The sequence below is a fragment of the Rhodococcus sp. IC4_135 genome, from assembly GCF_011602025.1.
Lineage (GTDB): Bacteria > Actinomycetota > Actinomycetes > Mycobacteriales > Mycobacteriaceae > Rhodococcus_F > Rhodococcus_F baikonurensis.
Genome location: NZ_JAAOLG010000010.1, coordinates 153,764 through 180,395 on the forward strand (window position 1 = coordinate 153,764; position 26,632 = coordinate 180,395).

At 62.8% G+C, this 26,632-nt stretch carries 28 protein-coding genes; 17 read left to right on the plus strand and 11 right to left on the minus strand.

The features are described 5' to 3' along the window. Window positions 1–403: 403 nt before the first annotated feature. From rpsL to tuf, 4 genes are all read left to right on the plus strand, one after another. Window positions 404–778 carry a 30S ribosomal protein S12 gene (rpsL, locus tag G8767_RS19440; RefSeq protein WP_003941908.1) on the plus strand — a complete coding sequence of 125 codons (375 nt, stop codon included), beginning with the start codon at window positions 404–406 and terminating at the stop codon, window positions 776–778. Beyond that, window positions 778–1,248: a 30S ribosomal protein S7 gene (gene rpsG / locus G8767_RS19445; protein ID WP_003941856.1), complete on the plus strand. Its 471-nt coding sequence runs from the start codon at window positions 778–780 to the stop codon at window positions 1,246–1,248. Before rpsL ends, rpsG begins: the two co-directional genes overlap by 1 nt. A gap of 200 nt (window positions 1,249–1,448) precedes the next feature. Beyond that, window positions 1,449–3,551 (plus strand): elongation factor G, encoded by a 2,103-nt coding sequence (gene fusA, locus G8767_RS19450; protein WP_007728394.1) that lies wholly within the window; start codon window positions 1,449–1,451, stop codon window positions 3,549–3,551. A gap of 125 nt (window positions 3,552–3,676) precedes the next feature. Continuing rightward, window positions 3,677–4,867 carry an elongation factor Tu gene (gene tuf / locus G8767_RS19455; RefSeq protein ID WP_003941926.1) on the plus strand — a complete coding sequence of 397 codons (1,191 nt, stop codon included), beginning with the start codon at window positions 3,677–3,679 and terminating at the stop codon, window positions 4,865–4,867. Between the two features lie 116 nt (window positions 4,868–4,983). On the opposite strand, the gene G8767_RS19460 is transcribed toward tuf, so the two are convergent. From G8767_RS19460 to G8767_RS19480, 5 genes are read right to left on the minus strand one after another with little or no spacing between them, the layout of a single operon-like run. Further along, window positions 4,984–5,547: a hypothetical protein gene (locus G8767_RS19460; RefSeq protein ID WP_166811235.1), complete on the minus strand. Its 564-nt coding sequence runs from the start codon at window positions 5,545–5,547 to the stop codon at window positions 4,984–4,986. Further along, entirely contained in the window at window positions 5,544–6,518 is a 975-nt protein-coding gene (locus G8767_RS19465) for a DUF6286 domain-containing Asp23/Gls24 family envelope stress response protein (RefSeq protein WP_166811237.1), read from the minus strand. Before G8767_RS19465 ends, G8767_RS19460 begins: the two co-directional genes overlap by 4 nt. Continuing rightward, entirely contained in the window at window positions 6,505–6,684 is a 180-nt protein-coding gene (locus G8767_RS19470) for a hypothetical protein (RefSeq protein ID WP_003942043.1), read from the minus strand. The genes G8767_RS19465 and G8767_RS19470 overlap by 14 nt, the downstream gene beginning before the upstream one ends. 1 nt (window position 6,685) lies before the next feature. Continuing rightward, a complete protein-coding gene (locus tag G8767_RS19475; RefSeq protein WP_124568249.1) occupies window positions 6,686–7,063 on the minus strand; it encodes a hypothetical protein in 378 nt (125 codons plus the stop codon). Next, on the minus strand, window positions 7,060–7,527 hold the full coding sequence (locus G8767_RS19480; protein WP_003941912.1) for an Asp23/Gls24 family envelope stress response protein: 468 nt from the start codon (window positions 7,525–7,527) through the stop codon (window positions 7,060–7,062). Before G8767_RS19480 ends, G8767_RS19475 begins: the two co-directional genes overlap by 4 nt. 184 nt (window positions 7,528–7,711) lie before the next feature. Here G8767_RS19480 and G8767_RS19485 point away from each other — a divergent pair, with 184 nt between their 5' ends. Both G8767_RS19485 and G8767_RS19490 read left to right on the plus strand, forming a co-directional pair. Next, a complete protein-coding gene (locus tag G8767_RS19485; protein WP_346843012.1) occupies window positions 7,712–8,890 on the plus strand; it encodes an FAD-dependent oxidoreductase in 1,179 nt (392 codons plus the stop codon). A gap of 42 nt (window positions 8,891–8,932) precedes the next feature. Beyond that, entirely contained in the window at window positions 8,933–9,697 is a 765-nt protein-coding gene (locus G8767_RS19490) for an aspartate/glutamate racemase family protein (RefSeq protein ID WP_095970309.1), read from the plus strand. Between the two features lie 37 nt (window positions 9,698–9,734). Here the strand turns inward: G8767_RS19490 and G8767_RS19495 are convergent, their stop codons facing one another. Then, window positions 9,735–10,103: an SPW repeat protein gene (locus G8767_RS19495; RefSeq protein WP_019744276.1), complete on the minus strand. Its 369-nt coding sequence runs from the start codon at window positions 10,101–10,103 to the stop codon at window positions 9,735–9,737. A 360-nt stretch (window positions 10,104–10,463) separates the two neighbouring features. On the opposite strand from G8767_RS19495, the gene G8767_RS19500 reads away from it, so the two are divergent. Both G8767_RS19500 and G8767_RS19505 read left to right on the plus strand, forming a co-directional pair. Next, window positions 10,464–11,201 (plus strand): DNA alkylation repair protein, encoded by a 738-nt coding sequence (locus G8767_RS19500; protein WP_166811239.1) that lies wholly within the window; start codon window positions 10,464–10,466, stop codon window positions 11,199–11,201. A gap of 38 nt (window positions 11,202–11,239) precedes the next feature. Beyond that, complete coding sequence (locus G8767_RS19505; protein WP_166811241.1) at window positions 11,240–12,547, plus strand: glycosyltransferase 87 family protein; 1,308 nt, start codon at window positions 11,240–11,242, stop codon at window positions 12,545–12,547. On the opposite strand, the gene G8767_RS19510 is transcribed toward G8767_RS19505, so the two are convergent. Further along, window positions 12,519–13,574 carry a ferredoxin--NADP reductase gene (locus tag G8767_RS19510; protein WP_095970470.1) on the minus strand — a complete coding sequence of 352 codons (1,056 nt, stop codon included), beginning with the start codon at window positions 13,572–13,574 and terminating at the stop codon, window positions 12,519–12,521. The genes G8767_RS19505 and G8767_RS19510 overlap by 29 nt on opposite strands. Window positions 13,575–13,935: 361 nt before the next feature. Between G8767_RS19510 and mdo the strand changes: the two genes are divergently transcribed. The 4 genes from mdo (at window position 13,936) to G8767_RS19535 (ending at window position 18,320) form a co-directional block, all read left to right on the plus strand. Further along, window positions 13,936–15,210, plus strand: a complete 1,275-nt coding sequence (mdo, locus tag G8767_RS19520; RefSeq protein ID WP_003942095.1) for an NDMA-dependent methanol dehydrogenase — start codon at window positions 13,936–13,938, stop codon at window positions 15,208–15,210. 86 nt (window positions 15,211–15,296) lie between these two features. Further along, window positions 15,297–16,379: a MoxR family ATPase gene (locus G8767_RS19525; RefSeq protein WP_124568254.1), complete on the plus strand. Its 1,083-nt coding sequence runs from the start codon at window positions 15,297–15,299 to the stop codon at window positions 16,377–16,379. Then, window positions 16,376–17,899 (plus strand): VWA domain-containing protein, encoded by a 1,524-nt coding sequence (locus G8767_RS19530; protein WP_166811245.1) that lies wholly within the window; start codon window positions 16,376–16,378, stop codon window positions 17,897–17,899. The genes G8767_RS19525 and G8767_RS19530 overlap by 4 nt, the downstream gene beginning before the upstream one ends. 73 nt (window positions 17,900–17,972) lie before the next feature. Continuing rightward, window positions 17,973–18,320, plus strand: a complete 348-nt coding sequence (locus G8767_RS19535; protein WP_166811247.1) for a hypothetical protein — start codon at window positions 17,973–17,975, stop codon at window positions 18,318–18,320. On the opposite strand, the gene G8767_RS19540 is transcribed toward G8767_RS19535, so the two are convergent. Then, complete coding sequence (locus G8767_RS19540) at window positions 18,309–18,728, minus strand: RNHCP domain-containing protein (RefSeq protein WP_166811249.1); 420 nt, start codon at window positions 18,726–18,728, stop codon at window positions 18,309–18,311. The two genes, G8767_RS19535 and G8767_RS19540, sit on opposite strands and share 12 nt — an antisense overlap. 14 nt (window positions 18,729–18,742) lie before the next feature. Next, complete coding sequence (locus G8767_RS19545) at window positions 18,743–19,105, minus strand: RNHCP domain-containing protein (protein ID WP_166811251.1); 363 nt, start codon at window positions 19,103–19,105, stop codon at window positions 18,743–18,745. A gap of 433 nt (window positions 19,106–19,538) precedes the next feature. On the opposite strand from G8767_RS19545, the gene G8767_RS19550 reads away from it, so the two are divergent. From G8767_RS19550 to G8767_RS19560, 3 genes are read left to right on the plus strand one after another with little or no spacing between them, the layout of a single operon-like run. Beyond that, window positions 19,539–20,744 (plus strand): iron-containing alcohol dehydrogenase, encoded by a 1,206-nt coding sequence (locus tag G8767_RS19550; RefSeq protein ID WP_003942060.1) that lies wholly within the window; start codon window positions 19,539–19,541, stop codon window positions 20,742–20,744. Between the two features lie 31 nt (window positions 20,745–20,775). Further along, the gene (locus G8767_RS19555) at window positions 20,776–22,167 is read left to right on the plus strand and encodes a GAF domain-containing sensor histidine kinase (RefSeq protein ID WP_095970300.1); all 1,392 of its coding nucleotides are present in this window, start codon (window positions 20,776–20,778) and stop codon (window positions 22,165–22,167) included. Further along, window positions 22,164–22,847, plus strand: coding sequence for a response regulator transcription factor (locus G8767_RS19560; protein WP_166811253.1), 684 nt, complete (start codon window positions 22,164–22,166; stop codon window positions 22,845–22,847). Before G8767_RS19555 ends, G8767_RS19560 begins: the two co-directional genes overlap by 4 nt. Here the strand turns inward: G8767_RS19560 and G8767_RS19565 are convergent. Both G8767_RS19565 and G8767_RS19570 read right to left on the minus strand, forming a co-directional pair. Further along, window positions 22,844–23,383: an RNA polymerase subunit sigma gene (locus G8767_RS19565; protein ID WP_166811255.1), complete on the minus strand. Its 540-nt coding sequence runs from the start codon at window positions 23,381–23,383 to the stop codon at window positions 22,844–22,846. The two genes, G8767_RS19560 and G8767_RS19565, sit on opposite strands and share 4 nt — an antisense overlap. Window positions 23,384–23,466: 83 nt before the next feature. Next, window positions 23,467–23,961, minus strand: a complete 495-nt coding sequence (locus G8767_RS19570; protein ID WP_007728322.1) for a helix-turn-helix domain-containing protein — start codon at window positions 23,959–23,961, stop codon at window positions 23,467–23,469. 68 nt (window positions 23,962–24,029) lie between these two features. Between G8767_RS19570 and G8767_RS19575 the strand changes: the two genes are divergently transcribed. Together G8767_RS19575 and G8767_RS19580 are read left to right on the plus strand one after the other, a co-directional pair. Further along, on the plus strand, window positions 24,030–24,965 hold the full coding sequence (locus G8767_RS19575; RefSeq protein WP_166811257.1) for an ABC transporter ATP-binding protein: 936 nt from the start codon (window positions 24,030–24,032) through the stop codon (window positions 24,963–24,965). Then, complete coding sequence (locus G8767_RS19580; RefSeq protein WP_166811259.1) at window positions 24,962–26,629, plus strand: anibiotic ABC transporter; 1,668 nt, start codon at window positions 24,962–24,964, stop codon at window positions 26,627–26,629. Before G8767_RS19575 ends, G8767_RS19580 begins: the two co-directional genes overlap by 4 nt. Window positions 26,630–26,632 lie beyond the last annotated feature (3 nt).

Below are 26,632 nucleotides of genomic sequence, written 5' to 3' on the forward strand. Positions count from 1 at the left end.
GGTGGTCGCACTGCGCGCTCAGAGTGGCGCTCAGAGTGGGTGGTCAGGGCGTGAGGTCACTATCACCGTGGCCTCGCTTTGACCTCGTGGCGCGCCGACAGGTATCGTTATGGGTCGTGTCCGGCATGCCCGGGCCGATCTGTGTGCCTAGCTAGGTATTGCCGTGCGCGCGTTCGATCAGAATCTGCTGATGAACGAGCATCCGGCTGCCTGTGTGGGGGTATGCGACACGCCCGACCTCGGGGGCGGTGCACGGCATGAAAGTGCTGAGTACACACTCTGAGGTGGGTGAGGAGCAGCAGCTCTCTTGCTCCAACTGCTAGATCCCTAATTTCAGAACAGCCACGTTTTCGAACGGCCCGAGTTCGCTCGAGCAGTCTGTTCGTCACAAGAAAGCCGGTAAATGCCAACCATCAACCAGCTGGTCCGCAAGGGTCGCCGCGACAAGACCGCCAAGGTCAAGACGGCAGCCCTCAAGGGCAGCCCGCAGCGTCGTGGCGTGTGCACTCGCGTGTACACCACCACCCCCAAGAAGCCGAACTCCGCGCTCCGTAAGGTCGCACGTGTTCGCCTGACGACTTCGGTCGAGGTCACTGCGTACATCCCCGGCGAAGGTCACAACCTTCAGGAGCACTCCATGGTGCTCGTCCGTGGCGGTCGTGTGAAGGACCTCCCGGGTGTCCGCTACAAGATCATCCGCGGCTCCCTCGACACCCAGGGTGTCAAGGGTCGCAAGCAGGCACGCAGCCGCTACGGCGCCAAGAAGGAGAAGAGCTAATGCCACGTAAGGGCCCCGCTCCGAAGCGCCCGCTCATCAACGACCCGGTTTACGGTTCCCCGTTGGTGACGCAGCTCGTCAACAAGATCCTGCTGGACGGCAAGAAGTCCACCGCAGAGCGAATCGTGTACCAGGCTCTCGAGCAGGCACGCGAGAAGACCGGCACCGATCCGGTCGTCACTCTCAAGCGCGCCCTGGACAACGTCAAGCCTGCACTCGAGGTTCGTAGCCGCCGCGTCGGTGGCGCTACCTACCAGGTGCCGGTCGAGGTTCGCCCCGGTCGTTCCACCACGCTGGCACTGCGCTGGCTGGTCACCTTCTCGCGTGCACGTCGTGAGAAGACCATGGTCGAGCGTCTCGCCAACGAGCTCCTCGATGCCAGCAATGGCCTCGGTGCAGCTGTGAAGCGTCGCGAAGACACTCACAAGATGGCCGAAGCCAACAAGGCATTCGCCCACTACCGCTGGTGATGTAAAGCGTCGGAGCAACTGCCATCGGGTGGGGCTCCGACGCTTGTCGCCGTTGGCGACTTGTTCATCTCGCCGGATTCCGGACGCAGGTGGCCAGGTTCGCCTCGGCAGAGACATAATTGAAAGACCATGGCCCTGACGGTGGAACACACCGATAAGGCCGACACCCGAAAACCAAGCAACGAGCGGGGAAGAAACCTGTGGCACAGGAAGTGCTGACTGACCTGAACAAGGTCCGCAACATCGGCATCATGGCGCACATCGATGCCGGCAAGACCACCACCACCGAGCGCATCCTGTTCTACACCGGTGTCAATTACAAGATCGGTGAGACGCACGACGGTGCGTCGACGACGGACTGGATGGAGCAGGAGAAGGAACGCGGCATCACGATCACGTCTGCCGCCGTGACTTGCTTCTGGAACAACAACCAGATCAACATCATCGACACCCCCGGCCACGTCGACTTCACGGTCGAGGTGGAGCGGTCGCTGCGCGTGCTCGACGGCGCAGTTGCTGTCTTCGACGGTAAAGAGGGTGTCGAGCCGCAGTCCGAGCAGGTTTGGCGTCAGGCTGCCAAGTACGACGTTCCGCGCATCTGCTTCGTCAACAAGATGGACAAGATGGGCGCGGACTTCTACTTCACAGTCCAGACCATCATCGACCGCTTGGGCGCGAAGCCGCTCGTTCTCCAGCTGCCCATCGGCGCTGAGGACGACTTCGACGGCGTCGTCGACCTGGTCGAGATGAAGGCCATCACCTGGCGCGGCGTGGTCCCGACGGGAACCGCTCCGACCATCGAGGAGATCCCCGCGGATCTCGTCGAGAAGGCTGCCGAGTACCGCGAGAAGCTGCTCGAAACGGTTGCCGAGTCCGACGAAGCTCTCATGGAGAAGTACTTCGGCGGCGAAGAGCTGACCATCGAGGAGATCAAGGGCGCCATCCGCAAGATGACGGTCGCCTCCGAGCTGTACCCGGTTCTCTGTGGCTCCGCGTTCAAGAACAAGGGCGTTCAGCCCATGCTCGACGCTGTCATCGACTACCTTCCGAACCCGTTGGACATCGGTGAGGTCATCGGCCACAAGCTCGGTGACGAAGAAGTAGAGATCACTCGCAAGCCGAGCAAGGACGAGCCGTTCTCGGCTCTCGCCTTCAAGATCGCTGCTCACCCGTTCTTCGGCAAGCTGACCTTCGTGCGCGTCTACTCGGGTCGTATCGATCCGGGTGCTCAGGTGCTCAATGCCACCAAGGGCAAGAAGGAGCGCATCGGAAAGCTCTTCCAGATGCACGCCAACAAGGAGAACCCGGTAGACGAGGCCGTAGCCGGCCACATCTACGCGATGATCGGCCTCAAGGACACCACCACCGGTGACACCTTGTGCGATCAGGCGAGCCCCATCGTCCTCGAGTCGATGTCGTTCCCCGCGCCGGTCATCCAGGTCTCCATCGAGCCCAAGACCAAGTCCGACCAGGAAAAGCTGGGCGTCGCGATCCAGAAGCTCGCCGAAGAGGATCCGACCTTCTCGGTCGAACTCGACGAAGAGACCGGCCAGACCGTCATCGGCGGTATGGGAGAGCTCCACCTCGACATCCTCGTCGACCGCATGCGCCGCGAGTTCAAGGTCGAGGCGAACGTCGGTAAGCCGCAGGTTGCGTACCGCGAGACCATCACCAAGAAGGTCGAGAAGCACGACTACACCCACAAGAAGCAGACGGGTGGCTCGGGCCAGTTCGCAAAGGTCATCATCGCTCTGGAGCCTTTCGTGGGCGAAGACGGTGCTACCTACGAGTTCGAGAACAAGGTCTCCGGCGGACGTATCCCGCGCGAGTACATCCCCTCCGTGGATGCCGGTGCGCAGGACGCGATGCAGTACGGTGTTCTCGCCGGCTACCCGCTCGTGAACCTGAAGCTGTCGCTGCTCGATGGTGCTTACCACGACGTCGACTCCTCGGAAATGGCGTTCAAGGTTGCCGGTTCGCAGGCACTGAAGGAAGCCGCCCGCAAGGCCGGCCCCGTCATTCTCGAGCCGCTCATGGCTGTCGAGGTCACAACGCCCGAGGAGTACATGGGCGACGTGATCGGCGACCTCAACTCCCGCCGTGGCCAGATCCAGGCCATGGAGGAACGCAGTGGTGCCCGTGTCGTGAAGGCGCTGGTTCCGCTCTCGGAGATGTTCGGTTACATCGGTGACCTGCGGTCGAAGACCCAGGGCCGAGCGAACTTCTCCATGGTGTTCGATTCCTACGCAGAGGTTCCCGCGAACGTCTCGAAGGAAATCATCGCCAAGGCGACGGGCGAGTAAGCACAGCGAGCTCCCCAGCCCGCGCCGGCAAGCGACCTCGGTTTCTTCCGGCACGAAGCACGACCAAGTAACAACCAACCGCACTGCTGCATACGGCAAGCAACAACAGTCCAGGAGGACACAAAGTGGCGAAGGCGAAGTTCGAGCGGACGAAGCCGCACGTGAACATCGGCACCATTGGTCACGTCGACCACGGCAAGACCACGACGACGGCGGCCATCACCAAGGTTCTCGCGGATGCATTCCCCGACCTGAACGAGGCTTCGGCCTTCGATCAGATCGACAAGGCTCCCGAGGAAAAGGCTCGTGGCATCACGATCAACATCTCGCATGTTGAGTACCAGACGGAAAAGCGCCACTACGCGCACGTCGATGCACCGGGTCACGCCGACTACATCAAGAACATGATCACCGGCGCAGCTCAGATGGACGGCGCTATCCTCGTCGTCGCAGCTACCGACGGCCCGATGCCCCAGACGCGCGAGCATGTCCTGCTCGCTCGCCAGGTTGGCGTTCCTTACATCCTCGTCGCCCTGAACAAGGCCGACATGGTTGACGACGACGAGATCCTCGAGCTCGTCGAGATGGAGGTCCGCGAACTGCTGGCCGCTCAGGAATTCGACGAGGAAGCCCCCGTCATTCCGATCTCGGCACTCAAGGCACTCGAGGGTGACCCGAAGTGGACGCAGTCCATTCTCGACCTGATGGCTGCTGTCGACGAGTCCATCCCGGACCCGATTCGTGAGACCGAGAAGCCCTTCCTCATGCCCGTCGAGGATGTCTTCACGATCACCGGCCGTGGCACCGTTGTCACCGGTCGTATCGAGCGTGGCGTTGTCAACGTCAACGAAGAGGTCGAGATCGTCGGCATCAAGGAAACCTCGACCAAGACCACGGTCACGGGTATCGAGATGTTCCGCAAGCTGCTCGACTCGGGCCAGGCCGGCGACAACGTCGGACTGCTCGTTCGTGGCATCAAGCGCGAAGATGTCGAGCGTGGACAGGTTGTCGTCAAGCCGGGCACCACGACTCCCCACACGGAGTTCGAGGGCCAGGCATACATCCTGTCGAAGGACGAGGGCGGCCGCCACACCCCGTTCTTCAACAACTACCGCCCGCAGTTCTACTTCCGTACCACGGACGTTACGGGCGTCGTGACGCTGCCTGAGGGCACCGAGATGGTCATGCCCGGTGACAACACCGAGATGTCCGTCAAGCTCATCCAGCCTGTCGCCATGGACGAGGGCCTGCGCTTCGCAATTCGCGAAGGCGGCCGTACGGTCGGCGCCGGCAAGGTTGCCAAGATCATCAAGTGAGACTCTTGTCTCGCTAGCTGATTCACAGCACTGAAAAAGGCGCTCATTCCCTTCGGGGAGTGAGCGCCTTTTCTGTGTCTGTGGTCAGGCGGTCTGGTGGCGGGTGAGGTTCTTGCCTACTTCGTTGCTTCGACCCGGTCGAGATGTAACAGGACCTGTACCGCGACGGGTGAGCCGTCGAGGCTTCGCCTGGTCGCACGGGCGATGCCTTCGGCCTGAGTAGTGAAGCCGACGACGTCGATTGCCGGGTCCGCCGTGACGACGACCGACAGCGTCGGCAGTCCGCGATCGACCGTCGCTTTGCTTCTGGTGCTTCGCACGCCCGGCAGTTGTGCGAGTTCGGAGGCCACGCCGTCGGCGACTGGTCCCAGATCCACACTGACGTCGGTACCGGATTCGTTGTGCCGCAACGTGACTGCGCTCGTTCGGCGCCGGCGAAGGTTAAGGTACAACAGCCCGAAACCGGTGAAGACGCAGAGTACGAAGGTGCCGGACAGCACCCAGTGCCACCAAGGCTCCTCCGGAAGGCCGAAGAGGACCTCCCGATCGAGTCGTGACACCCAGGTTCGAATCAGTGAGGCACCCGCGTCCCACGCGATGGCGTAGGCGCCTGCCGCCAGGAGCGCGATTCCGAAAATCAGGACGATGGTCCGATCGACCGCGGAAATCCAACGGTTCACGAGGCGTCCTTTCGTCGTACGGCAGCTTCTCGCACGACAACCGAAAGTTGCAGTGGCTGCTGCAGTATCGCGAGATGTGGTCGTACTGCCGCGTCCACGGCCGCGGCAAGTTCGGCCCGATCGCCACCGGTCGATTCGATGTGGACTTTGACGTGTCTGCGGTCGACGCTCGTGTGGGCCGAATCGACGCCGGGAACGACCGCTGCGTGGCTACTGCACAGGCGTGCAATGTCCGTCGGTCGCATCCATACCGTCGATGCTTTCGGGTTACCCAGTGGGACATGGGTTTTCGCACGCCGTTTGATCGCCGACATTATCAGGACCACACCCGCGACAACGGCAGCGATCGCTACCGGAAGCAGCCAAGGTTGCCAGTGCAGCCGCGACGTCCACTCCACGGAGTTTCGGATCCAGGGTGCCGATTCGAAAGTTCCGCGATTGATGAACCATTCGCGTGAGACCACGAAGGCGAGTGCGAGTAGACCGCACGCGATGACGACGGCCGAAACCGCGGCCGCCGGGTTCGCGGAGGGAACTCGGGGTGGAATCGGATCCGAGAGTGCCTCCTGCGCCGGGCCTTCGGCGATTTCGACGCCGGAAACACATGACTCGTCGGTGCCCTCGGTTGCCGCGATCATGACGTTCATGTCGTGGAGGGGCAGGCCGGTCAGCGACTCGACACTGCGTCCGACTTCTGCCCGCACGCGGCCCGTCAGTTCGGTGACCGAACACGGCCACGACACAGCGAGGAACAGATTGATGGCCACGGCGTCACTGCCCATCGAGATGTCGGCTCGCGGAAGGTCGCGCCCGGTCAGGCGGGTCAAACCGCCTGACTGACGGACCACTCCCGGAACGTTCACCGCTGCGGCCGTGGCGATCTTGGCCATCGCACGGTCCTTGATGACCAACGAGCCGCGTAGGCCAGGATCGTCCGCTGCGCTGGGATCGGACGGCTCAGCCACGGCCACGGCTTCGGAGGATCGCGCCGAGATCGAGATGCCCGTCGCGGTGTGCTCCGATCGCCATACCGGCGGCGCCGAGCAGGACTGCGAAGACGAATCCGCTGAACCCACCCATGATTCCGGCGAGCGCGAGGAGCAGACCGACCAGCAGTCCGACGGTGGTGCTGTTCATGTCAGTTCCCTTCTCGAATGTTCGGTGCAATGTCGGTGACGGTGGCAGGCTCGGTGACTGCACTTTCGGAAACATCCGGTAGGTATCCCGCTGTCGACAGGTCTCCGACCGTCACGTTCACCGGTACGTCGACCAATCTCGCCACCACCGCTCGGACACGTTCGGCGACGCTGCGAACGTCGGCCGGGTAGTGAACGGAAATGTGTACAGCACAAGAGTTTTCGTCGACGACAACGCCGGTGATTCGACGTCCCGGTAGGTAGGTTCCCACCTCGCCGAACTGTCCGCCGTGTAGATCTGCCACTTCCGGGATCGCAAGAACTGCGTCGGCGACAACCTCGGCCGCGTCGATCTCGCGGCCGGCGTCGGCGGTACTCACTGAACCCTCGGCTTGGCTTCCGGATCGGTACTGCCGCCGCTCTCGGCATCCTCGAAGAGCATGACGTCGAAGACCGTGATGTTGACCTCGGTGACTTCGAGGCCGGTCATGCTTTCGACTGCGGCAATGACGTTTCGACGGATACCCACCGCCAGTTCGTGGAGTGCGACGCCGTATTCGGCGACAATGCCGATGTCGATGGCGGCTTGTTTCTCGCCCACTTCCACCGCCACGCCCTGGGCATGGTTGACGCGGGCGCCCGGAATGCGGTCGCGAAGTGCCCCTACCGCACGCGCTGTGCCCCCGCCGACGTCGTACACGCCGTTGATCTCGCGTGTTGCTATACCGGCGATCTTGGCGACCACGGCGTCGGCGATGATCGTCTTGCCCTGGGTGCTGACTAGTTCCGCGCCACCGTCGGCGCCGAATCGGACGCTGTTCTTTTCACTGGAATCGCTGGTCATGGGGGCTCCCTGCTCATGTGTCAGTGCGTGCGTCTGAAGTACCTCCAACTGTAGTGACTGGTAGGTGGCCATGCGGGATGCACCACACCTACTCCGGCATTTGGTATGGCAGAGTCGGAGGCAAATAGTGACGGCGTTCATAGTGAGCGCTGCAAGTGACGTGGGTCGGACAGGGTGGTACGTGGTGGCACGGATAGTGATCGTGGGTGCGGGTTTGTCGGGACTGCGGACCGTCGAGGAACTACGGCGAGCGGGTTTCGAGGGCGAATTGACGCTCGCCGGTGGGGAAACGCATCTGCCCTACGACAGGCCTCCGTTGTCGAAGGAAGTGATCCGCGGTGACAAGGACGAGACGACCTTGCGTCCGGCCGAGTTCTACGTCGAGAACAAGGTCGACCTCAAGCTCGGTTCGCCGGCGACGTCCGTGAACACTGCGGCGAAGTCGGTGGCGTTCGCCGACGGATCCACCCTGGACTACGACGAGTTGGTGATTGCGACTGGCCTGACGCCGCGTCGCATCGCCGGCCTTCCGGACCTCTCGGGGGTACACGTTCTTCGCTCCATCGAGGAAGCGTTGGCTCTTCGCGCCGATCTGGCCCCCGGCAAGCGTGCGCTGATCGTCGGGGCCGGCTTCATCGGCTGTGAACTGGCCGCGAGCATGAAGTCTCACGGCGTCGACGTCGTCTTGCTCGAACCTCAGCCGACGCCGCTGGCGTCGGTACTCGGCCCCACTGTCGGCGCCCTCGTCGAGCGTCTGCATCGGAACGAGGGAATCGACGTCCGCGTCGGTACCGGCTTGACCTCGTTGTCCGGCGACGGAGCGGTTGCCGCTGCGACCTTGAGCGACGGTTCGGAGATCCCGGTCGACGTGGTCGCGATCGGAGTCGGTTCGGCGCCGGTAACGGGGTGGCTCGACGGTTCGGGAATCGAACTAGACAACGGAGTGCTCTGCGACGGCGTCGGCCGCACCAGTACCGAACACGTCTGGGCGGTCGGCGACGTCGCGTCCTGGCAGATCGGTGATCGACGCAAGCGCGTCGAACACTGGACCAATGCGGGCGACCAGGCCAAGATCCTGGCGGGAGCGATCACCGGAACGGGTGATCCGGATGCTCCGGCGCAGGTTCCGTACTTCTGGAGCGATCAGTACGACGTCAAGATCCAGGCATTGGGCACCGTCGCACCCACGGACACCGTTCACATCGTCAAGGACGACGGCCGCAAGTTCGTCGCCTACTACGAGCGCGACGGCGTGTTGGCGGCTGTCGTAGGCGGAGGCAGTGCGGGAGCGGTGATGAAGATGCGTGCAAAGATCGCGGCCGGCACGCCCATCTCGGACGTGTTGGAGTCCACACCGGCCTGAACGGATGCGGCAGGACCGGTTCCGAGACGATAGATTTGTGCGGTGATCGTTGCACTCATCGACTCGGGACTGGGCCTGCTGCCTACCTCTGCGTGGCTCAGACGCCTGCGCCCGGATCTCGATCTGGTGCTGTCCCTGGATCCGGACGGCGCCCCCTGGGGCCCCAAGCCCGAGCCGTGGGTCGTCGACCGGGTACTCGGTGCTGTGCGGCGGAGCCTCGATCGTGGGGCACAGGTCATCGTTCTTCCGTGCAATACCGCCAGCGTCACCGCGCTGCCGCACGTCCGCGAACTGGTCGGACCGGGTGTGCCGGTCATCGGAACGGTGCCCGCGATCAAGCCCGCCGCCGCCGCGTGCGATTCCGTGGCGATCTGGGCGACAGCCGCCACGACCGCCAGCCGGTACCAAGCTGATCTGATCGAACAGTTCGGAAACGGCGCAAAGGTCGTCGGAGTGCCGTGCCACGGCCTCGCCGATTCGATAGATCTCGGTGATCGCGCAGCCGCACTTGCTGCCATCGATTCCGCGGTTGCCCGGACACCGGACGACGTCAGCGGCGTTGTCCTCGGGTGCACCCACTACCCACTGCTCGCCGAAGAAATCGCAGCGCGGCTACCCGCCGGCGTCACACTCTTCGACAGCGCCGAAGCCGTTGCACGACAGACTCTGCGGCGGATCGACGGGCTCGGTGCCGTGGGCGAAGGATCGGGAACCGTCGAGGTGTTTGTGAGCGGTCGTCCGGGCGCACTACCGCCCAGCGCCGAAGCCTTCGACGCCGGGCGGTTGTTGGGCGCGATCAAAGCCTGATCCAGCCGCCCTGTCAATGGGCAGCTACGCCGCCCTGTCAATGGGCGGCAACGCCGCCGTGACCCCCGTGATGCATCCGCGCACTCATCACCGGCATCGCACTCACCGCGACCACAACGGTCAGGACCCCGACCACCCAGGCCGTCCACGACGCACCGCGTAGCGCGTCGAAGTTCATGACCCAGGGTGAAATGAACATCAAGACGCCGAAAACGCCCATCGCGTAATCCGCCATGGCCATGTCCGGACGAGCCATGTGTGCCAGACCCGACAGTGCAACCAGGACACCCAGGACGACGAGTGACCACATTGCCCGATCGGTGGTGTCGAGCCACATCGGCGAGAGAGCCGCAAAGACGCCGAGAACCACCGCGACGGCATCTTGCATTCGATTCCACGACTTCATGACGAGACCTCCAAAGACGAGAGTGTGTCCACCTGTAGTACACGCCCGCGGCAAGTCGAGATCAACTCTCCGCCAATTGCATTCGCGTTGCAGTTAGAAGCGGTGCGGAGGCTTGAATATCAAGATTTGTGACCATTCGTCCGGATTGCCACGAGGCCGCGCGGAGCACTTGCCGCGATATGTCCCGAGAGTGCCATGAGGGTGAGAGTGGTGAATGCGATAGCGGCGGTGATCATGGGTGGTCCTTTCACTGACTGTCCTCGAGTGTCGTCTGCCGACCTGTGGCCGAGCAGGGCGCACGGTGTGAGGACGCTGAGAGAATCGAAGAGTTCGCACCGCAACCCGTGAGAAGGTTCTGGAGTGACGCAATCGAGTGCCCAGGACGTGATCGAGCAGTTGGCCGATCTCGCGGATCCCGCGGATGCCGTCCACCTACAGCGGTTCTTCAAGACGGGGCCGGGGGAGTACGGCGAGGGTGACGTGTTCATCGGAGTGCGAGTGCCGAAGACGCGCTCGGTGGTGAAGAAACATGTCGACCTCGCGTTGCCTCAGGTACGCCTCCTTCTCGACAGCGACGTCCACGAGCACCGGTTGGCCGGGCTGCTGATCCTGGTTGCTCAATTCGAAAAGGTCAGTCGCCCAAAATTTTTCGACGGCGAGAGTCGCGCCCGCATCGCCGACTTCTATCTCGGCGCTGTCGAGGACGGGCGGGTGAACAATTGGGATCTCGTGGATTCGTCCGCCGGACAGATCCTCGGCGGCTGGTTGTACGACCGAGATCGTCGGCTGATCTTCGAGCTTTCCGATTCGGGTGACCTGTGGCGACGAAGGGTGGCGCTGCTGACGACGTACGGGTTCATCACTCGTGGCGACGCGTCGACCACGCTCGAACTCGCCGCGCAGGTGCTGGGCGATCGACGGGACCTGACACAGAAAGCCATGGGTTGGATGCTCCGCGAGGTCGGCAAACGGGTGGATCGGGATTTGTTGACCGACTTCCTCGCAGAGAATGCAGCAGACATGGGACGCACAGCGCTGAGCTACGCGTGCGAACACCTGACCGCAGACGAGCGAGCGCACTTCCGAGCGGCCCGCTAGCGAAGTACCGCTCGGTAGGTTGTGGGACGATTCTCGGTATGCCCGCCACCCGTGTCGAGGCGTCTCGAATTGTGACGATCGGTTCACTGATCGCTGCCGGCGTCGCAGCTCTGTGTTATCTGGTGTACTCCGTTCGAGCCGTCGAACCCGTAGATTTTCTCGTCTACCGCTACGCCGCCCAGGCATTCGCAGCGGGATCGAACATCTACGAGGGCAATCTTGTCGGCCCGTTGATCGTCGACGAGGGCATGCCGTTCACCTACACCCCGTTCGCGGCGATCTTTCTCTGGCCGACTGTTCTCTTCGACTGGTGGACGGCTTATCTGCTGTGGTCGGGCTTGTGCATCGCGGCGGTGGTGTGGACGGTTGCGAGGTTCACTCCCGCTCGCGTCCCGAAGAGGCCGCTCGTCATGGCGGCATTGGTCCTGGCCGTGTCGGTGACGCCCATCGTCAGTGCACACATCTCTTTCGGCCAGGTGAACCTGGTGCTCATGGTGCTCGTACTGCTCGACGTGACCCGTAGTGAGCATTCGAGGTTCGGCCGGTGGTTTCCGCGAGGACTTCTGATAGGTATCGCGGCCGCGATCAAGCTGACGCCGGCGCTGTTCGTCGTCTACTTCGTCGTCACGAAGCAGTGGCGACTCGCGATCTGGAGTTCGATCGGATTTGCCGCGGCGACTGCCGTCGCGGCAGTGGTGGACCCTGCCGTCAGCTGGACCTTCTGGTCGGACGTGGTCTGGAATCTCAGTGACCGGGTGGATTTGAGTGGGCAGGCGATCGCGAGCGCCGGCAACAGTTCGCTGCAGGGCGGACTTGCGGCACTGGGCACATGGACAGCGTCTCTCACGATGCCGTTGACAGTGCTGTGTGCGGCGGTCGCGCTCTGGATCGCCCGAGACGTCTATCGCGTCGGGCGCGCGGTCGATGCGGCGTTGGTGATCGGATTGAGCGCGCCGATTCTTTCGCCGATCAGCTGGATTCACCACTGGGTGTATCTCGTGCCTGCTGCCGTCACGGTTCTCTTTCGGCTTCGATCGCCGTTGCAGTTCGGTTCGGCCGCTCTGGGCTTGGCAATCGTCTACTGCGGGCCGAGTATGGGCCAGCAGTTCATCGAGACGTCGCCTTTCCTGCTGCCGGTGGGGTTGGTCCTGCGGGAGGGTTTCCTGATCGTGACCCTGGCACTGATCTTCGCACTGTGGCGGTTGCCCACGACGGCGCCTGCGTGGGTGTCGGGGCGGGAGACCGAAGATGGCTCGGATGATGACAAAGCCCCCGATTCCGCAGGGAATCAGGGGCCGTCATGCATCGAAGCAGGGTTCAGAACTCGATCTTCAGGTGATCGGTGATCGGCTTCGCCTGGCAACCGAGGATGTAGCCGTTCGCCACGTCCTCGGCGTCGAGGATTTCGGAGTTGTCCATCTGAACTTCGCCTTCGGTGACGGTGCAGGCACACGACCCGCACTCACCTTCCTGGCAGGAGTACGGAACATCGAGGCCCTTGGCGAGCATGATGTCGACGAGCGTCTGCTTGCGCGGCCAGACGAGGGTGTGGGTTTCACCGTCCAGCTCGACCTCGACGGTTGCGGCGTCGGCTGCTTCTTCGTCGGAGACCTCGGCTACCTCGACGTCACGGAACGGGTCGCCGGCGAGTGAATTGAAGACCTCGGCGTGAACCTGCGTGCGGGGCATGCCGGCCTCTGCCAGTGCCTTGTGGACGGCGTCCATGAAGGGGCCTGGACCGCACATGAAGGCCTCGTACGCGACAAAAGGCTTGGCCAGTGTCGCCAACTGCGAGACGGCGGGGAGTCCCTGCACGGTTTCGATCCAGTGGACCACCGTGAGGCGGCCGGGGTGTTGCGCTGCCAACTCGCGAAGTTCGGCGCCGAAGATGACGGACTTCTCGTCGCGATTCGCGTAGATCAGCACGACGTTGCCGTTGCCCTGCGTGAGGGCGGACTTGAGGATCGAGATCACCGGAGTGATTCCGCTCCCCGCACCGAAGAGCAGGAAGTCGTGATCGAGCGACTTGGGCGTGAAGACACCTGACGGCGGCAGCACTTCGATGGTGTCGCCGACCTGGAGCTTGTCGCACAACCAGTTGGAGCCGTAACCGTCGACGGTTCGCTTGACGGTCACCTTGGGGGCGTCGTCGGTGAAAGGCGAACTGGCCAGGGAGTAGCAGCGTGCGACCGAGCCGGTCTGATCGCTCGGGATGCGCAGGGTCAGGAATTGACCGGGCTTGTAGTCGAACTTGTCCTTCAGTTCTGCGGGAATCTCGAACACCAGCGACCGGGCGTCGGAAGTCTCTTCGATGACTCCGGACACGGTGAGTACCGCCGATCGCGAGCTGTGCGGTACCTCGACTGTCGTCATCGCGAAGCTAGTCCTCTCGTGAAGCTGGGTAAAGCGCAGGTCAGTGAAGTGCAACATCTAGAACGTGTTCTAGTTCAATGTTAGCAGTGATGAAAAGCTACTGGGGATCGTAGTCGCCGAGCAACACGTTCCCGATCAGCGGGAACCACGGCGGTCTGATCCAACCGTCCTGGCGGTCCGGGGCGGCGATCACCTGCCCGAACGGGCGGTTCACGGGCGGCGTCCGGGCGGTTGAGCTGCCGAAGCCTGTGCACGGGCTGTTTGTCGGTACACAGTGGGAACCAGGTGAGACGCCGGTCACAAAGAATCGGCTCGAATCCCTCCCGCAGTCACATTCGTGCACATCCCTGAGGAGATACCGATGGCTATCGAGCTCAACCAGATCTGGGACTTTCCCATCAAGGAGTTCCACCCCTTCCCGCGCGCCCTGATGGGTGTGGGCGCTCACGACATCATCGGTGTGGAGGCCAAGAATCTCGGCTTCAAGCGCACCCTCCTGATGACAACCGGTCTGCGCGGTTCGGGCATCATCGAGGAACTCGTCGGCAAGATCGAGTACCAGGGTGTCGAGGTCGTTCTCTACGACAAGGTCGAGTCGAATCCCAAGGACTACAACGTCATGGAGGCAGCGGCTCTCTACCAGAAGGAGAAGTGCGACTCGATTATCTCGATCGGTGGTGGTTCGAGCCACGACGCCGCCAAGGGTGCTCGCGTCGTGATCGCACACGACGGTCGCAACATCAACGAGTTCGAGGGCTTCGCCAAGTCCACCAACAAGGAGAACCCGCCGCACATCGCCGTATCCACCACGGCCGGAACGGGTTCCGAGACGTCGTGGGCATACGTCATTACCGACACGTCGGACATGAACAACCCGCACAAGTGGGTGGGCTTCGACGAGGCGACCATTGTCACCTTGGCGATCGACGATCCGCTGCTCTACTACACCTGCCCTCAGCACTTCACCGCGTACTGCGGCTTCGACGTACTCGCGCACGGCAGTGAGCCTTTCGTGTCTCGTCTCGATTTCGCGCCTTCGCTCGGTAATGCGATCTACTCGGTCGAGTTGGTCGCGAAGAACCTGCGCGAGGCTGTCTTCGAGCCGCGTAACCTCAAGGCCCGCGAGGGAATGATGAACGCGCAGTACATTGCCGGGCAGGCCTTCAACTCCGGTGGCCTCGGCATCGTTCACTCGATCTCGCACGCGGTCAGTGCTTTCTTCGACAGCCACCACGGCTTGAACAACGCCATCGCGTTGCCGCGTGTGTGGGAGTACAACCTGCCTTCGCGCTACGAGCGCTACGCCCAGTTGGCCGGCGCACTCGGTGTCGACACTCGCAACCTCACCACGGTTCAGGCCGCAGATGCCGCCGTCGAGGCTGCCATCCGACTGGCCAAGGACGTCGGTATCCCCGACAACTTCGGTCAGGTCCGCACCGACTCGTACGCGAAGAACCAGATGAACACCAAGAAGTACGAGGGTCGTGGTGATGTCATCAAGGGTGACGAGAAGACTGTGCGCGCCATCTCCGAGCACATTCAGGACGACTGGTGCACCCCGGGTAATCCCCGTGAGGTCACCGTGGAGTCGATGATCCCGGTTGTCGATCACGCGATCAACAAGTCGTACTTCTAGCAGGGCCTTCGGCCCCGTGCGCGGTTAAGGAGTCCAGAGGCTCCCTAACCGCGCACAGGGGTTGTGCCCCTATCGAAAGGTATTCCATGTCCGGTCGCAGTTTCTCCAGCGGAATCGAAGTGAAAGATGCTCTGCGAGAGCAGGACTATATTGCCGATGACGAGTTCGCGGTAGTCGTTCATCTGGCGACGGCGCTGGGGCGTCCGCTCCTGCTCGAAGGGCCGGCGGGTGTCGGCAAGACGGAACTGGCGAAGTCGCTGGCTGCGATCGGCGGACGCAAGCTGGTGCGCTTGCAGTGCTACGAAGGGTTGGACGACAATCGCGCCCTGTACGAATGGGACTACGCGAAGCAACTCCTGCACGTGCAGATGCTCCGCGACCGGATCAGTGATCAGGTTTCCGAATTCGACAGTGTCGCCGAAGCGTCGAAGTTTCTCGCCGATCAGGATTTCGGTTTGTACTCCGAGAACTTCCTGTCCGTGCGGCCGCTGCTCGAAGCGATCCTCTCACCCGAGCCAGTCGTGCTTCTGGTCGACGAGGTGGACCGCACCGAGGAATCGATGGAAGCGTTGCTCCTCGAGATTCTCGCCGAACAGCAGATCACCATTCCCGAGGTCGGTACGTTCGTGGCCCGTTCGCAGCCCTGGGTCATCCTGACATCCAACGACACTCGCGAACTCTCGCCCGCGCTCAAGCGTCGTTGCCTGCATTACCATCTCGGCTATCCGACGTCGGAGCGTGAACGCGAGATCGTCACGGCCCGAGCGCCGGAAGTGGACGCCGCTACTGCCACCGAGGTTGTCGAATTGGCTCGCATCCTGCGTGACCTCCCGCTGCGCAAAAGTCCCTCCATCTCGGAGGTCATCGACGCAGCCAGGGCGGCAACCGTCCTTGCGGCCAGTGGATTCGACACCGCTTCCGACGCCAAGGTGCGCGACATCCTGCTCACGGCGTTGCTCAAGTACTCGTCGGATGTGACGCTGGCCAAGGAACGATTCGACGGAAAGCTTCTCGAATCTCCGTCGCGTGACGGTGGTGAGCCGATCGAGCGAGCAACGGTGGCAAGCAAACCCGCCAACACGACGACGGCCGTGTTCCGGGGGACCGGTGGACGAGACCCCCATCAACAGGGAATCCGCGGCGGCAGCGGAATCCGTTCGACGCGATGACGACGCTCGGTGGCCTCGCCGTGTGGCAGCCGTCGTTTGTCCTCGACGTGGTGTCCGCGAGTTTCGGCCGATTGCTGAGGGCGGCCGGAGTTTCCGCGTCACCGGCCGAGGTCATCGAAGTTCGGCGTGTGCTCGCGATGGTGGGCGCTTCGGATCGTGAGACGTTGCGAGCCTGCCTTCGGGCAGTGTGCGCCAAGTACTCTCACGAGCAGGCCGGTTTCGAGCGGGCGTTCGACGCGTTGTTCCGGCCGCCTGCGGAGAAGGCCCACGCCGAGCGGATGGCGTCGCGAGCCGAAGTGGCGGACGGTCTGCCCACCGCCCTCGGGATCGACGAGGATCAAGAAGTAGGCCGGTATGCCGAGTACAACGAGCGTGCAGCCGAGGTCGGCGACTACTTCGACACTCCGGAGGCGGAGAAGGGGTTCAACCCGCACAAGGACGACGACGATGTCTCGATGACATCCAGCGATGCGGAACTGTCGGTCGATACCGGTTCGGAGACAGGCCGGCGGGGAGTCAGTTACACGGTCGACGTTGATCGTGCCGCGTCGGCAGTGGTCGGTGACCTCAGCACCAGTGTTGCTGCAGCAGTGGTCGGCTCGTTGTCCTGGGACGATCCGACGTCCATCCTCGCCTGGTTGGATGCCTACGACCCGAGCAAAGCGTATGCGGACGTCTCCGACGACGGGCCGCTCACGCAAGCGCAATTGAACCGGCTCGTCGAGGCGGTCGAAGCGTTCGTGCAAGCACTTTCGGCCGCTGCACTCGCCGAATCCGCTCCCGACGCGCCCGACAGTGAATCTGCTGCAGGCGCAACGCACAACGACATCGAACTCGCGTGCCACGAGGTGCTTCGGCGGATGAGAGGACCGTCCAGGCCTCGTCCTCGGGAGCGCTCTCGAGGACATCTCGACATGCGACGCACGGTGCGTTCGAGCCTGCGCACCGACGGGATGCCCTTCCATCTGGTCGTGAAAGCTCCTCGCCCCGATCGAGTCCGACTACTTTTGATCGCAGACGTGTCGCTGTCCGTGCGCCCCATCACCGCGTTCACTCTGCGCTTGGCTCAGGCAATGCATCGTCGGGCTGATCGTTGTGAAGTTCTCGCGTTCGTCGATCGTCCGGTCGACGTGACCGACACCCTGCTCGCCAGTAGTGGTGACGGTGCATTGGCAGCGGTGCTCGCGCACCCGGGCCTGGATCTGGAAGCCAGCAGCGACTACGGGCGGGTGCTCACAGAATTGTTGGACGAACACGGAAACGCCTTGAACTCGAGGACTTCCGTCATCATCGTGGGCGACGGTCGGTGCAACGGGTTGCCCCCGCAGGTGGACAAGCTGGAAGAGGTGCGACGCAAGGTCCACCGTCTTGCTTGGATCACGCCGGAACCACAGCGCTACTGGAACCAGGCGGCGTGCGCGATGCCGGAGTATTCGGAGATCTGCGACGAGGTTGTTGTTGCCCGAGATGCCGCGCAACTGATGGCAAAGGCGGCCGAACTAGGGCATGCACTTCGCTGATGTCAACGCACTTCACTGATGTCACTGCACTTCACTGATATCACTGCGATCTGTCGTGAACTAGTTTGATCTCATGTCTGAAATCAGGGGATCGATCTGGCGACCGATCGCGGCACTGACCGTGCTCGGCGCCGTGTGCGGGCTGGTGGCGCTCGGCGTGTTTCAGTGGTGGTGGAACTCGTTGGCATCACCTCACATTCTGACCGGCGGATCCTGTCGGGAACCGTTTTCCGAACCGACGTTCACCGGACCCGATTTCATAGACCTCTTTCCGGCAGAGCCTGCCCCGTGGCTGTATTCGGGATTGGTTCTCGGTCCGACAGCGGTCGGCTTGCTTGCCGGGATCGTGTTCGTGGTGTTCGCCCGGCGTAATCGCGCGCAGGACCGCGCGATTACGCCGGACGATCGATCAGAGCGCTAGCAATGCTCGCGAGCCCAGTCGGGGATCCGCCAACGGGCGTAGCGCCAAGCGCAGCAGGACCAAGGCGTTGTCGTCGCCGGCGATCCTGTTGACTTTCAACGCATTGCACTCGACGCACTGGTGAACGAGCATCCATTCACCGTCTCGCCGGACCGACAAGCACAGCGCCGCCATGGCACCTCTGCACTGTTGTGCTCGGTCGCCCGGAACGCGACCATCCACGTGGCGGCTGGCCAGGCAGTTCGGGCAGTGGTTCCGATGAGCGGTACCCGGCGCCTCGGTGGAGATGTCCAAACGGCATGTGAGACAACGGAAACTCGATCCGTGCTCGCCACCTGTTCCGTGTAATACGTGTTTGGTGCGTTGCGGCGTCCGCCGGGACCGGGTGGTGGGGTTCCTACGTGGCATCTGCGGTTCACCCCTCACAGGTCGCCGAAGGCTTCGAGCGGGAAGGGCGGTTGCGCGAGAGGACGCACTGCCATTCTCATCAACAACAACTGGTTGTCGTCTCGGCTGACGGGGTTGGAGGTGAGCTCTAGGCACTGTGCGCAGCGGTGGATGATCATCCAATCGCCACTGCGCAGCACAGCGATCGAAATGGGAGCCATGCGCATGCCGCAGTCTGACGGCCCACCGTCCACCTGGTCGAACAGGTGTAAGGAATGCAGGCAACTGGGGCAATGGTTTCGGCGATCGCCCTCGGGGCCGTACGTCATGACGGTGAGTCCGCACTGTACGCAGGAGAAGGTGTCGGTTTTCGAGATGGATTTGTGTGATTGAGGCACTGGAGAACTCCTAGCTGAGTGAACAAGGCAGGTAGGAGCAGGCCGAGGGGCCTCGCGCTGTCAGTCCGTCGTCTCGGGGATCAGCAGGTGAGGGTCGAGGTCGCGGACTGTGCAAAGGCGGGAGGCGCGCTCGGCGCGGGCTGGGTCATAAACACCTTCTGGATCGGTACTGCGGACCGCTCTGGCCGCAACCGAAAGTACAACGCGACCCGATCGCCGCGCCATCTATTTTTCGGCGATGTGTACCTGCCCGAACGGGTAGGTAGGCGCCTCTCCTTCGGTGGGTGTGCGGCGACTGACGTCCGCGTAGGCTCGGGGCCAGCGATTGTAAGGTGAATCACACCTGTTGGTGCACGTGAGAGCTGATGCACTGAGAGCGACGGACGGAAAGTCCCGAGCGGAGATCTCAGGGCAGCGAGAGGAGAGTGGGGTCGTGTCCGTGGCATATCCGGATGCTGTGAACCACGGTGTTCATCGCCGCGGCACTGCTGCTCGACTGGTCAAATTTCACGCCCCCGAGATCGTCTTCGGTATCGGTTCCCTGGTCGAGGCAGCACACGCGACTCTGCGGTTCGGCGGGTTCCGCCCGTTTCTGGTCACCGATCCCGGCTTGATCGACGCGGGATGGGTCAGCGAACTCGAGGACCATCTCACGGAGCAGGGATTGACCGCGACGGTGTGGTCAGGGCTGACACCCAACCCCAAGGACTTCGAGATCGCGGCCGGATTCGAGGTGTACCAGGAAGGTGAGTGTGACGTCATCATCGCGCTCGGTGGCGGTTCCGTCATCGACGCGGCTAAAGGTGTCGCCGTCCTCGCTGCCAACGGCGGCAACATCCTCGACTACGAAGGCGTCGATCAGGCGACAAAACCGATCCCGCCGTTGGTGATGGTTCCCACCACGTCCGGCACCGGTGCGGACGTGTCGCAGTTCTGCATCGTCACGGACACGACCCGCGGCACCAAGATCACCATCATCGGCCGGGCGCTGGTGCCAGATGTGACGGTCATCGATCCGCGGTTGCTGACGACGATGCCCGAGTGGCTCAATGCGGCAACAGGATTGGACGCACTGACGCACGGAATCGAAGCCTTCGTATCGCTGGCGCACAATCCTTTGACCGATCATCACGCGCTCCGCGCTGTCGGCCTCGTGACGGAGAATCTGGTGCACACGATCCAGGACCCGATGGAGATGGAAGCGCGGTCTGTGATGGCGCAGGCCAGCCTCGAGGCCGGTTTGGCGTTCACCAACGCGATACTCGGCGCCGCGCACGCCATGAGTCATCAGGTGGGCGGCATGCTCGACCTGCCGCACGGCGTCATCAACGGGATTCTGTTGCCCCACGTCATCCGGTTCAATTCCACGACGGACGCCGCCCCCTTCGTTGCCATCGCTGCTGCGTTGAGTCTTCCCGAGCAGCGCGGCACCCCGGAGGAAGCAGCGCTGGCAGTGGCCGACCGGGTCGAACGGCTCGCGCGCGAGGTCGGCGTGCCGAAGGGGCTGGGGGAGTTGGGTGTTCGCGAGGAAGATCTGAGCAGGCTCGCCAGCTTCGCGTTGCTCGACGCCTGCATGTCCACCAATCCCAGGGAAGCGACGCAGGAGCAGATGGTGGCGTTGTTCCGAGGTGCCTTGTGAAGAAGAGGTGCGTTGTGAATCGGTGCGGACGATGACCGCGGACCTGTCCAGGCTCACCGGATTACGGTCGGGGAAGAGTTCGTTCTATCCGCAGTATCGCGGTGCGGCGGAGCGCCTCGAACGCGTCGTGCATGCGTTGGAGTTGATCTCGCGGGCTTTGGTGCGAACCGTCGAAGGGCCGGAAACCCTGGTCTGCGCGGTCGCGGAAGCTGCCCGCGCTCATCTGAGTGCCAACTGGATAGTGTTCGCCTTGGCCGACGGGACCTTGCCGGACGCCGGGCCACGCCGATTGGTTCTCGGTCCGGATGCGACGCCGTTCCTGGTCGACAACGTGGAGGGACCACCGCTTCCGGAGGACGTCGTCGAATGCCTCGACGACATTCGGTACGGGAGAATCGAGTCCAACTCGGTGATCGACGCACACTATGCGTTTGTGCCGATCGTGCTCGGCGGCGGCGTGGTCGGAGCTTTTGCAGCCTGGACACCGGCCAACCGGACGCTCGACACGACGGACGGAGCCGTGCTGAGCATTTTGGCCAGCCAAACTGCCGTGGCTCTGCAGAACTCGGCGCTCTATCAGCGCGGACAACTACTGCTCGAACGAGCCGAGGATGCGTACGCGGAGGCGAATCGCACTGCAGCCGACCTCGCGGTGCGCAACAGCGAATTGGAGTCCACGCAGCGTCAACTCGGTGTGGCGCACCGGCATCAGGTGGTCGACGACGAACGGCACCGGATCGCCCGCGAACTTCACGACAGCGTGACACAGGCCGTGTTGTCGGCCGGCATGCAGATCGAGGTCTGCCGCAGCGACATCCCGGAGGCGGAACGCAGTGAAAGACTGGACTTGGCCAAGGATTTGACCAGGCGTGCGGTCGAGCAGCTTCGCTCGGCGATCTACGCTCTCAATCATTCCTCGGACGCGGACCGGACGTCGCTGCCCGAGATGCTCGAGCAACTCGGCGTGGTTCACATGCCGGACGAGTTGGCGGTCAGCGTTCGCGTCGGCGGTACCCCGACGGAGCTTCCGGGCGATGCCGAACATGCCCTTCTCCGGATCGCCGGAGAAGCCCTGTTCAACGCAGCGGTTCATGCTCATGCGAATCGGGCGGTGCTTCGTCTGACCTATCGCGCGGACTCCGTGTTGCTGTCGGTCTCCGACGACGGTGACGGCGACCCCGCGCGAATGCGTCTGATCCTCAAACTCGCAGCCACCAACGATGTCGACGGTCGCCACCGCGGACTGGCGAACATGCAGGCGCGAACCTCGGAGTTGGGTGGCGCGTTGGAAGTGCGGCGGGCACGGATCGGCGGGATTCAGATTCTCGTGCGACTGCCACTACCGCTACCGCAGGCGCCGCCGCTGGACTCGGGCATGGAAAACCTTTGCTCTACACCTGAAATCGAGAGCGAGGAATCATGACCACTGCTCGTCCCGTCGTCACCCGTGGAACGTCGCCGGTTCAAAGTTCGGTTCGCATAATCCTGGTCGACGACCACGCGATACTTCGGCAAGGCCTCCGCTCGGTGCTCGAGCGCGAAAGCGACCTCGAGATCGTGGGGGAGGCGTCGTCCCTGGCCGAGGCGCTCGCGGTGGTCGACAAGGTCGGCCCGGACATCGTCCTGATGGATCTCAAACTCTCCGCCAGTTCCGATTACGAGGGGCTGACCCTCTGCGGTCAGCTGTCCTCGGCACATCCCGGACTGGGACTGTTGGTTCTCACCACCTTTCTCGATGATCAACTGGTGGTGCGAGCGGTGCACGCAGGCGCTCGTGGCTACGTCGTCAAGGACGTCGACACCACCGAACTGGTGCGTGCGATCAGGGCGGTCTCGCGGGGTGAGAGTGCGTTCGACTCTCGCAGCGCATCTGCTGTCGTCCGTTCGCTCAACGGGCAATCGGCAACCAAGGAACGGTTGACCGATCGCGAACTGGAAGTATTGCGGCTTCTCGCAAACGGTCTGTCCAACATCAAGATCGGTGAGCGATTGTTCATCTCACCGACCACCGTCAAGTTTCACGTCAGCAACATCATGCGCAAACTCGAGGTGAGCCGTCGAGCAGAGGCTGTCTACGCCGCGAGTAAGCAAGGTCTGATCTAGCTGCGCTCGGAGACGGTCCAGGCGCGCAGTGCCTGATGCTGTACGAGCAGCACTCTCGATCGAGTCGTGCGCAGAGTCGACGCGGTCATCTCGGCAGTCAGACCCACTGCGATTCGCAATATGAGAACCTCACGTTGGTCGTCGGTCAGGCGGCGCGGGCGTTTGAATCGCCCGTCGGTGTTGTGTGACTGGGGAATTGACGCAATCCGTCGAGAGGCCAACTCGTAAGCGAAGGTCTCGATGCGCGTGTCGGCGGAGATCGTGTCGGACATTCGTGTGACGACGTCCAGGGTGCATTGATGGGCGAGATCGTCGGCGAATGTTGCTACAGACGTCCCGAGGAGCCTGGCGCGATAGTAGAGAACGACGCGAGGGTGCACGCGGGCCAGGAGTTTCGCGAGCGCTCGGTGGTCGCCGGCGAATGCCTCGGCGGCGGTGCGGTTCAAGGAAATCGATCGTTCACAGATCTCGGGTGAAGCGGTACGTACTGACGGTGAAGTCGGTGAAGTGTTCGCGCCCCTGATCGACAGCTTCATCAGCAACTCCTCGAGTACGCCGCGCCTCACCATGCTGGAACGAGAATTGAGGTACCCCGCCGAAATTGCGGGTAAACCTGAAGTTACCTGCCAGGTGTCCGGTCTTTTCGCCGGGAGCGCCAGTCCGCGAGCATGCGCGGCATTTCCGCGGCCATGAAGTCGAAGAAGTCGCGCAGATCTGCCATACGATCGCCGGCCGTCGTTCCTTCACCGAGGACCCGAATGCCCTCGTCCGCCACTGCCGAGACCTGGTAGAGCGAGGACTGTTTCGTGACAAACGCGTCGGCCCACATGTCGACGCTGACGCAGTAGTGCTGACGCCTCGATCCGGGGACGGCCACACGCTCGATCAACCCGACTTGCTGGAGGTATCTGACGGCACCGGAAATGGCGGCGGGGCTCACACCCAACCGAGATCCTAGATCTCCTGGCGTGGACGAGGGCGTCTCGCTGGTCATCAATGCGGCCCAGACGCGGGCGGGCATCGGCGGAAAACCCATGTCGCTCAGTACGAGTGAGAGTCGCTCGACATAATGGCGGCTCTCGTCCGGTGCAACGGTATGGCTGGTGTCGGTCATCGGAACCCTTCGATCTTTCCTCTTTTTCTATCTTCACACATTTGTGAAATCGGCGTACGGTCAAGTTCATGGGTGCGGCGATTTCAGTGAAGAACCTCGTCAAGACGTTCGGTACCACCCGCGCGCTGGATGGCCTCGACCTCGACGTCTCGACGGGCGAAGTGCACGGATTCCTGGGGCCGAACGGCTCCGGAAAATCCACCACCATTCGGGTACTCCTCGGCCTGCTCCGCTCTGATTCCGGAGACGCAACCGTCCTCGGTGGCGATCCGTGGCGAGACGCCGTGACTTTGCATCGACGTCTCGCTTACGTGCCTGGTGACGTGAACCTGTGGCCCAATCTCACCGGCGGGGAGGCCATCGATCTGCTGGCCGGTCTGCGTGGTGGCCTCGACCGAAAACGTCGAAGCGAGTTGCTCGAGCGCTTCGAACTCGACCCGACCAAGAAAGCGCGGACGTACTCGAAAGGTAACCGGCAGAAGGTTGCACTCGTGGCGGCGTTCTCGTCCGACGTCGACCTTTACGTCCTCGACGAACCGACATCGGGGCTCGACCCGTTGATGGAAGCGGTGTTTCAGGATTGCGTCGAGGAGGTAGCTCACGCCGGGAAGACGGTCCTGCTGTCGAGCCATATCCTCGCCGAGGTCGAAGCGCTGTGCGATCGCGTGAGCATCATCCGCGACGGGCGGACGGTGGAAGAGGGAACGCTGTCCGAACTCAGACATCTCACGCGCACGTCTGTCTCGGCGGAGACGCAGCGACCGATCGGTAGCCTGGACGGGCTCGGCGGTGTCCACGACGCGGTGATCGACGGGAACCATGTCACCTGCGAAGCCGACAGCGCGCAACTCGGACCTCTCATGACGTACTTGGTCGGCTTCGGGATCGTTGCGCTCAGTTCCACTCCGCCGACACTCGAAGAACTCTTCTTGCGGCACTACGGTGACGAGCGGGCAAGGGAGACTTCGGTCCACCTGCGAGCCGAGACCGGAGTACGGCCGTGACCGTCGTCGAGGCCGCTCCACCGGTACCGGCGTCGGCGAGCCAATTCACCGGTACGCGCCGACTGGTCCGGCTCGCTTTGCGTCGGGACCGAATTCAGCTTTCCGTGTGGGTCATCTCGATCGTCTTGTTCATGTTGCTCGTCGTCGCCAGTGTGACCGGGCTGTATAAGACACCCGAGGAATTGCGAAACATCGCAGTCAGTTCCGCGGTCTCGCCGGTGGCGCTGGCGACCAACGGAATCGTGTCCGGCGATTCGCAGGGCGCGATAGTCGCCAGTCAGTCGGTGCTCGTGTTCGCGTTGGTGGCGGCATTGATGAGCACGCTTGCGGTGGTTCGTCATACGCGACAGAACGAGGAGACCGGCCGCGCCGAGATGATCGGTGCAGCGGTGGTTGGTAGACGAGCGCTCCTCACCTCCGCGCTGATCGTCACGGTCGGTGCGAACGTCGTTCTGGCACTGGGAATCGCGCTGGGGGCGATGGCCGTCGGTCTGCCGGTCGGTGGTTCGCTTGCGCTGGGTGCCTCGGTTGGCGGTACCGGAATCGCGTTTGCCGGTGTGGCGGCGGTGACTGCGCAGATCACCGACGGTGCTCGCACGGCCAACGGTCTGGCGGGTGCCGCGATCGGCGTTGCCTTCATGCTGCGCGCGATCGGTGACGTGAACAGTACGGTCGTCGACGACGGAACTCGCGTGGTGAGCGGTTGGTTGTCGTGGCTCTCGCCGATCGGATGGGCACAACAGATCAGACCGTTCGACGACGACGCCTGGTGGATCCTGTTGTTGCTGATCGGATTTGCGGCCGTACACGTGGTGGTGGCGTTCGTTCTCATCGGTCATCGCGATCAGGGAGCGGGACTCGTTCAGCCCCGTCCCGGCCCACCGACCGCGGCATCGTGGTTGCCTTCCGCCTGGGGCCTGGCCTGGCGGATGCAACGAATGACGATGTTCTGGTGGATCTTTGCCGTTGTCATTCTCGGGTTCGCGTACGGCGCCGTGGGCAACGAGATCGACGCGATGGTGGGATCGTCGCAGCAAACCGCGGAGATGTTCGAGAAACTTGGTGGCGGCGGAACGGATCTGGTGGATTCCTACCTGGCCACTGCTCTGGGGCTCACGTCGATAGTGATCGCGGCGTATTCGGTCCAGAGTCTTCTCCGGATGCGGGGCGAGGAAACATCGGGACGGCTCGAACCGTTGCTGGCAACCTCCCTGTCTCGGTGGAGGTGGATGCTTTCCCATCTGGGTGTGGTTGGTGGCGGTGTGGTTCTTGCGCACGTCCTGATGGGTGCCTTCACCGGATTTGCCTTCGGGCTCGTCACGGACGACATCGGCGGCAACACACTCCGAATGACCGGCGCTGCCTTGGCCTATCTGCCTGCGGTGCTCGTAGTCGTGGGGTTGGTGTCGTTGGCTTTCGGACTGTTTCCGGCCTTCGCATCGGCGCTCTCCTGGGGAATCCTGGCGGCATGCATCGTGCTCGGGCAACTCGGCACGTTGCTGAAGCTTCCGCAGGTAGTGCTGGATCTGTCGCCCTTCACCCACGTGCCGGGTGCCCCTGCCGAGCCGGTGACAGTTCTACCCCTGCTGGCAATGATCGTTGTGGCAGTATCACTTTCGACAGCATCGCTTGTTGCTTTCCGTCGTCGCGACATCCAGGTGTAGGAG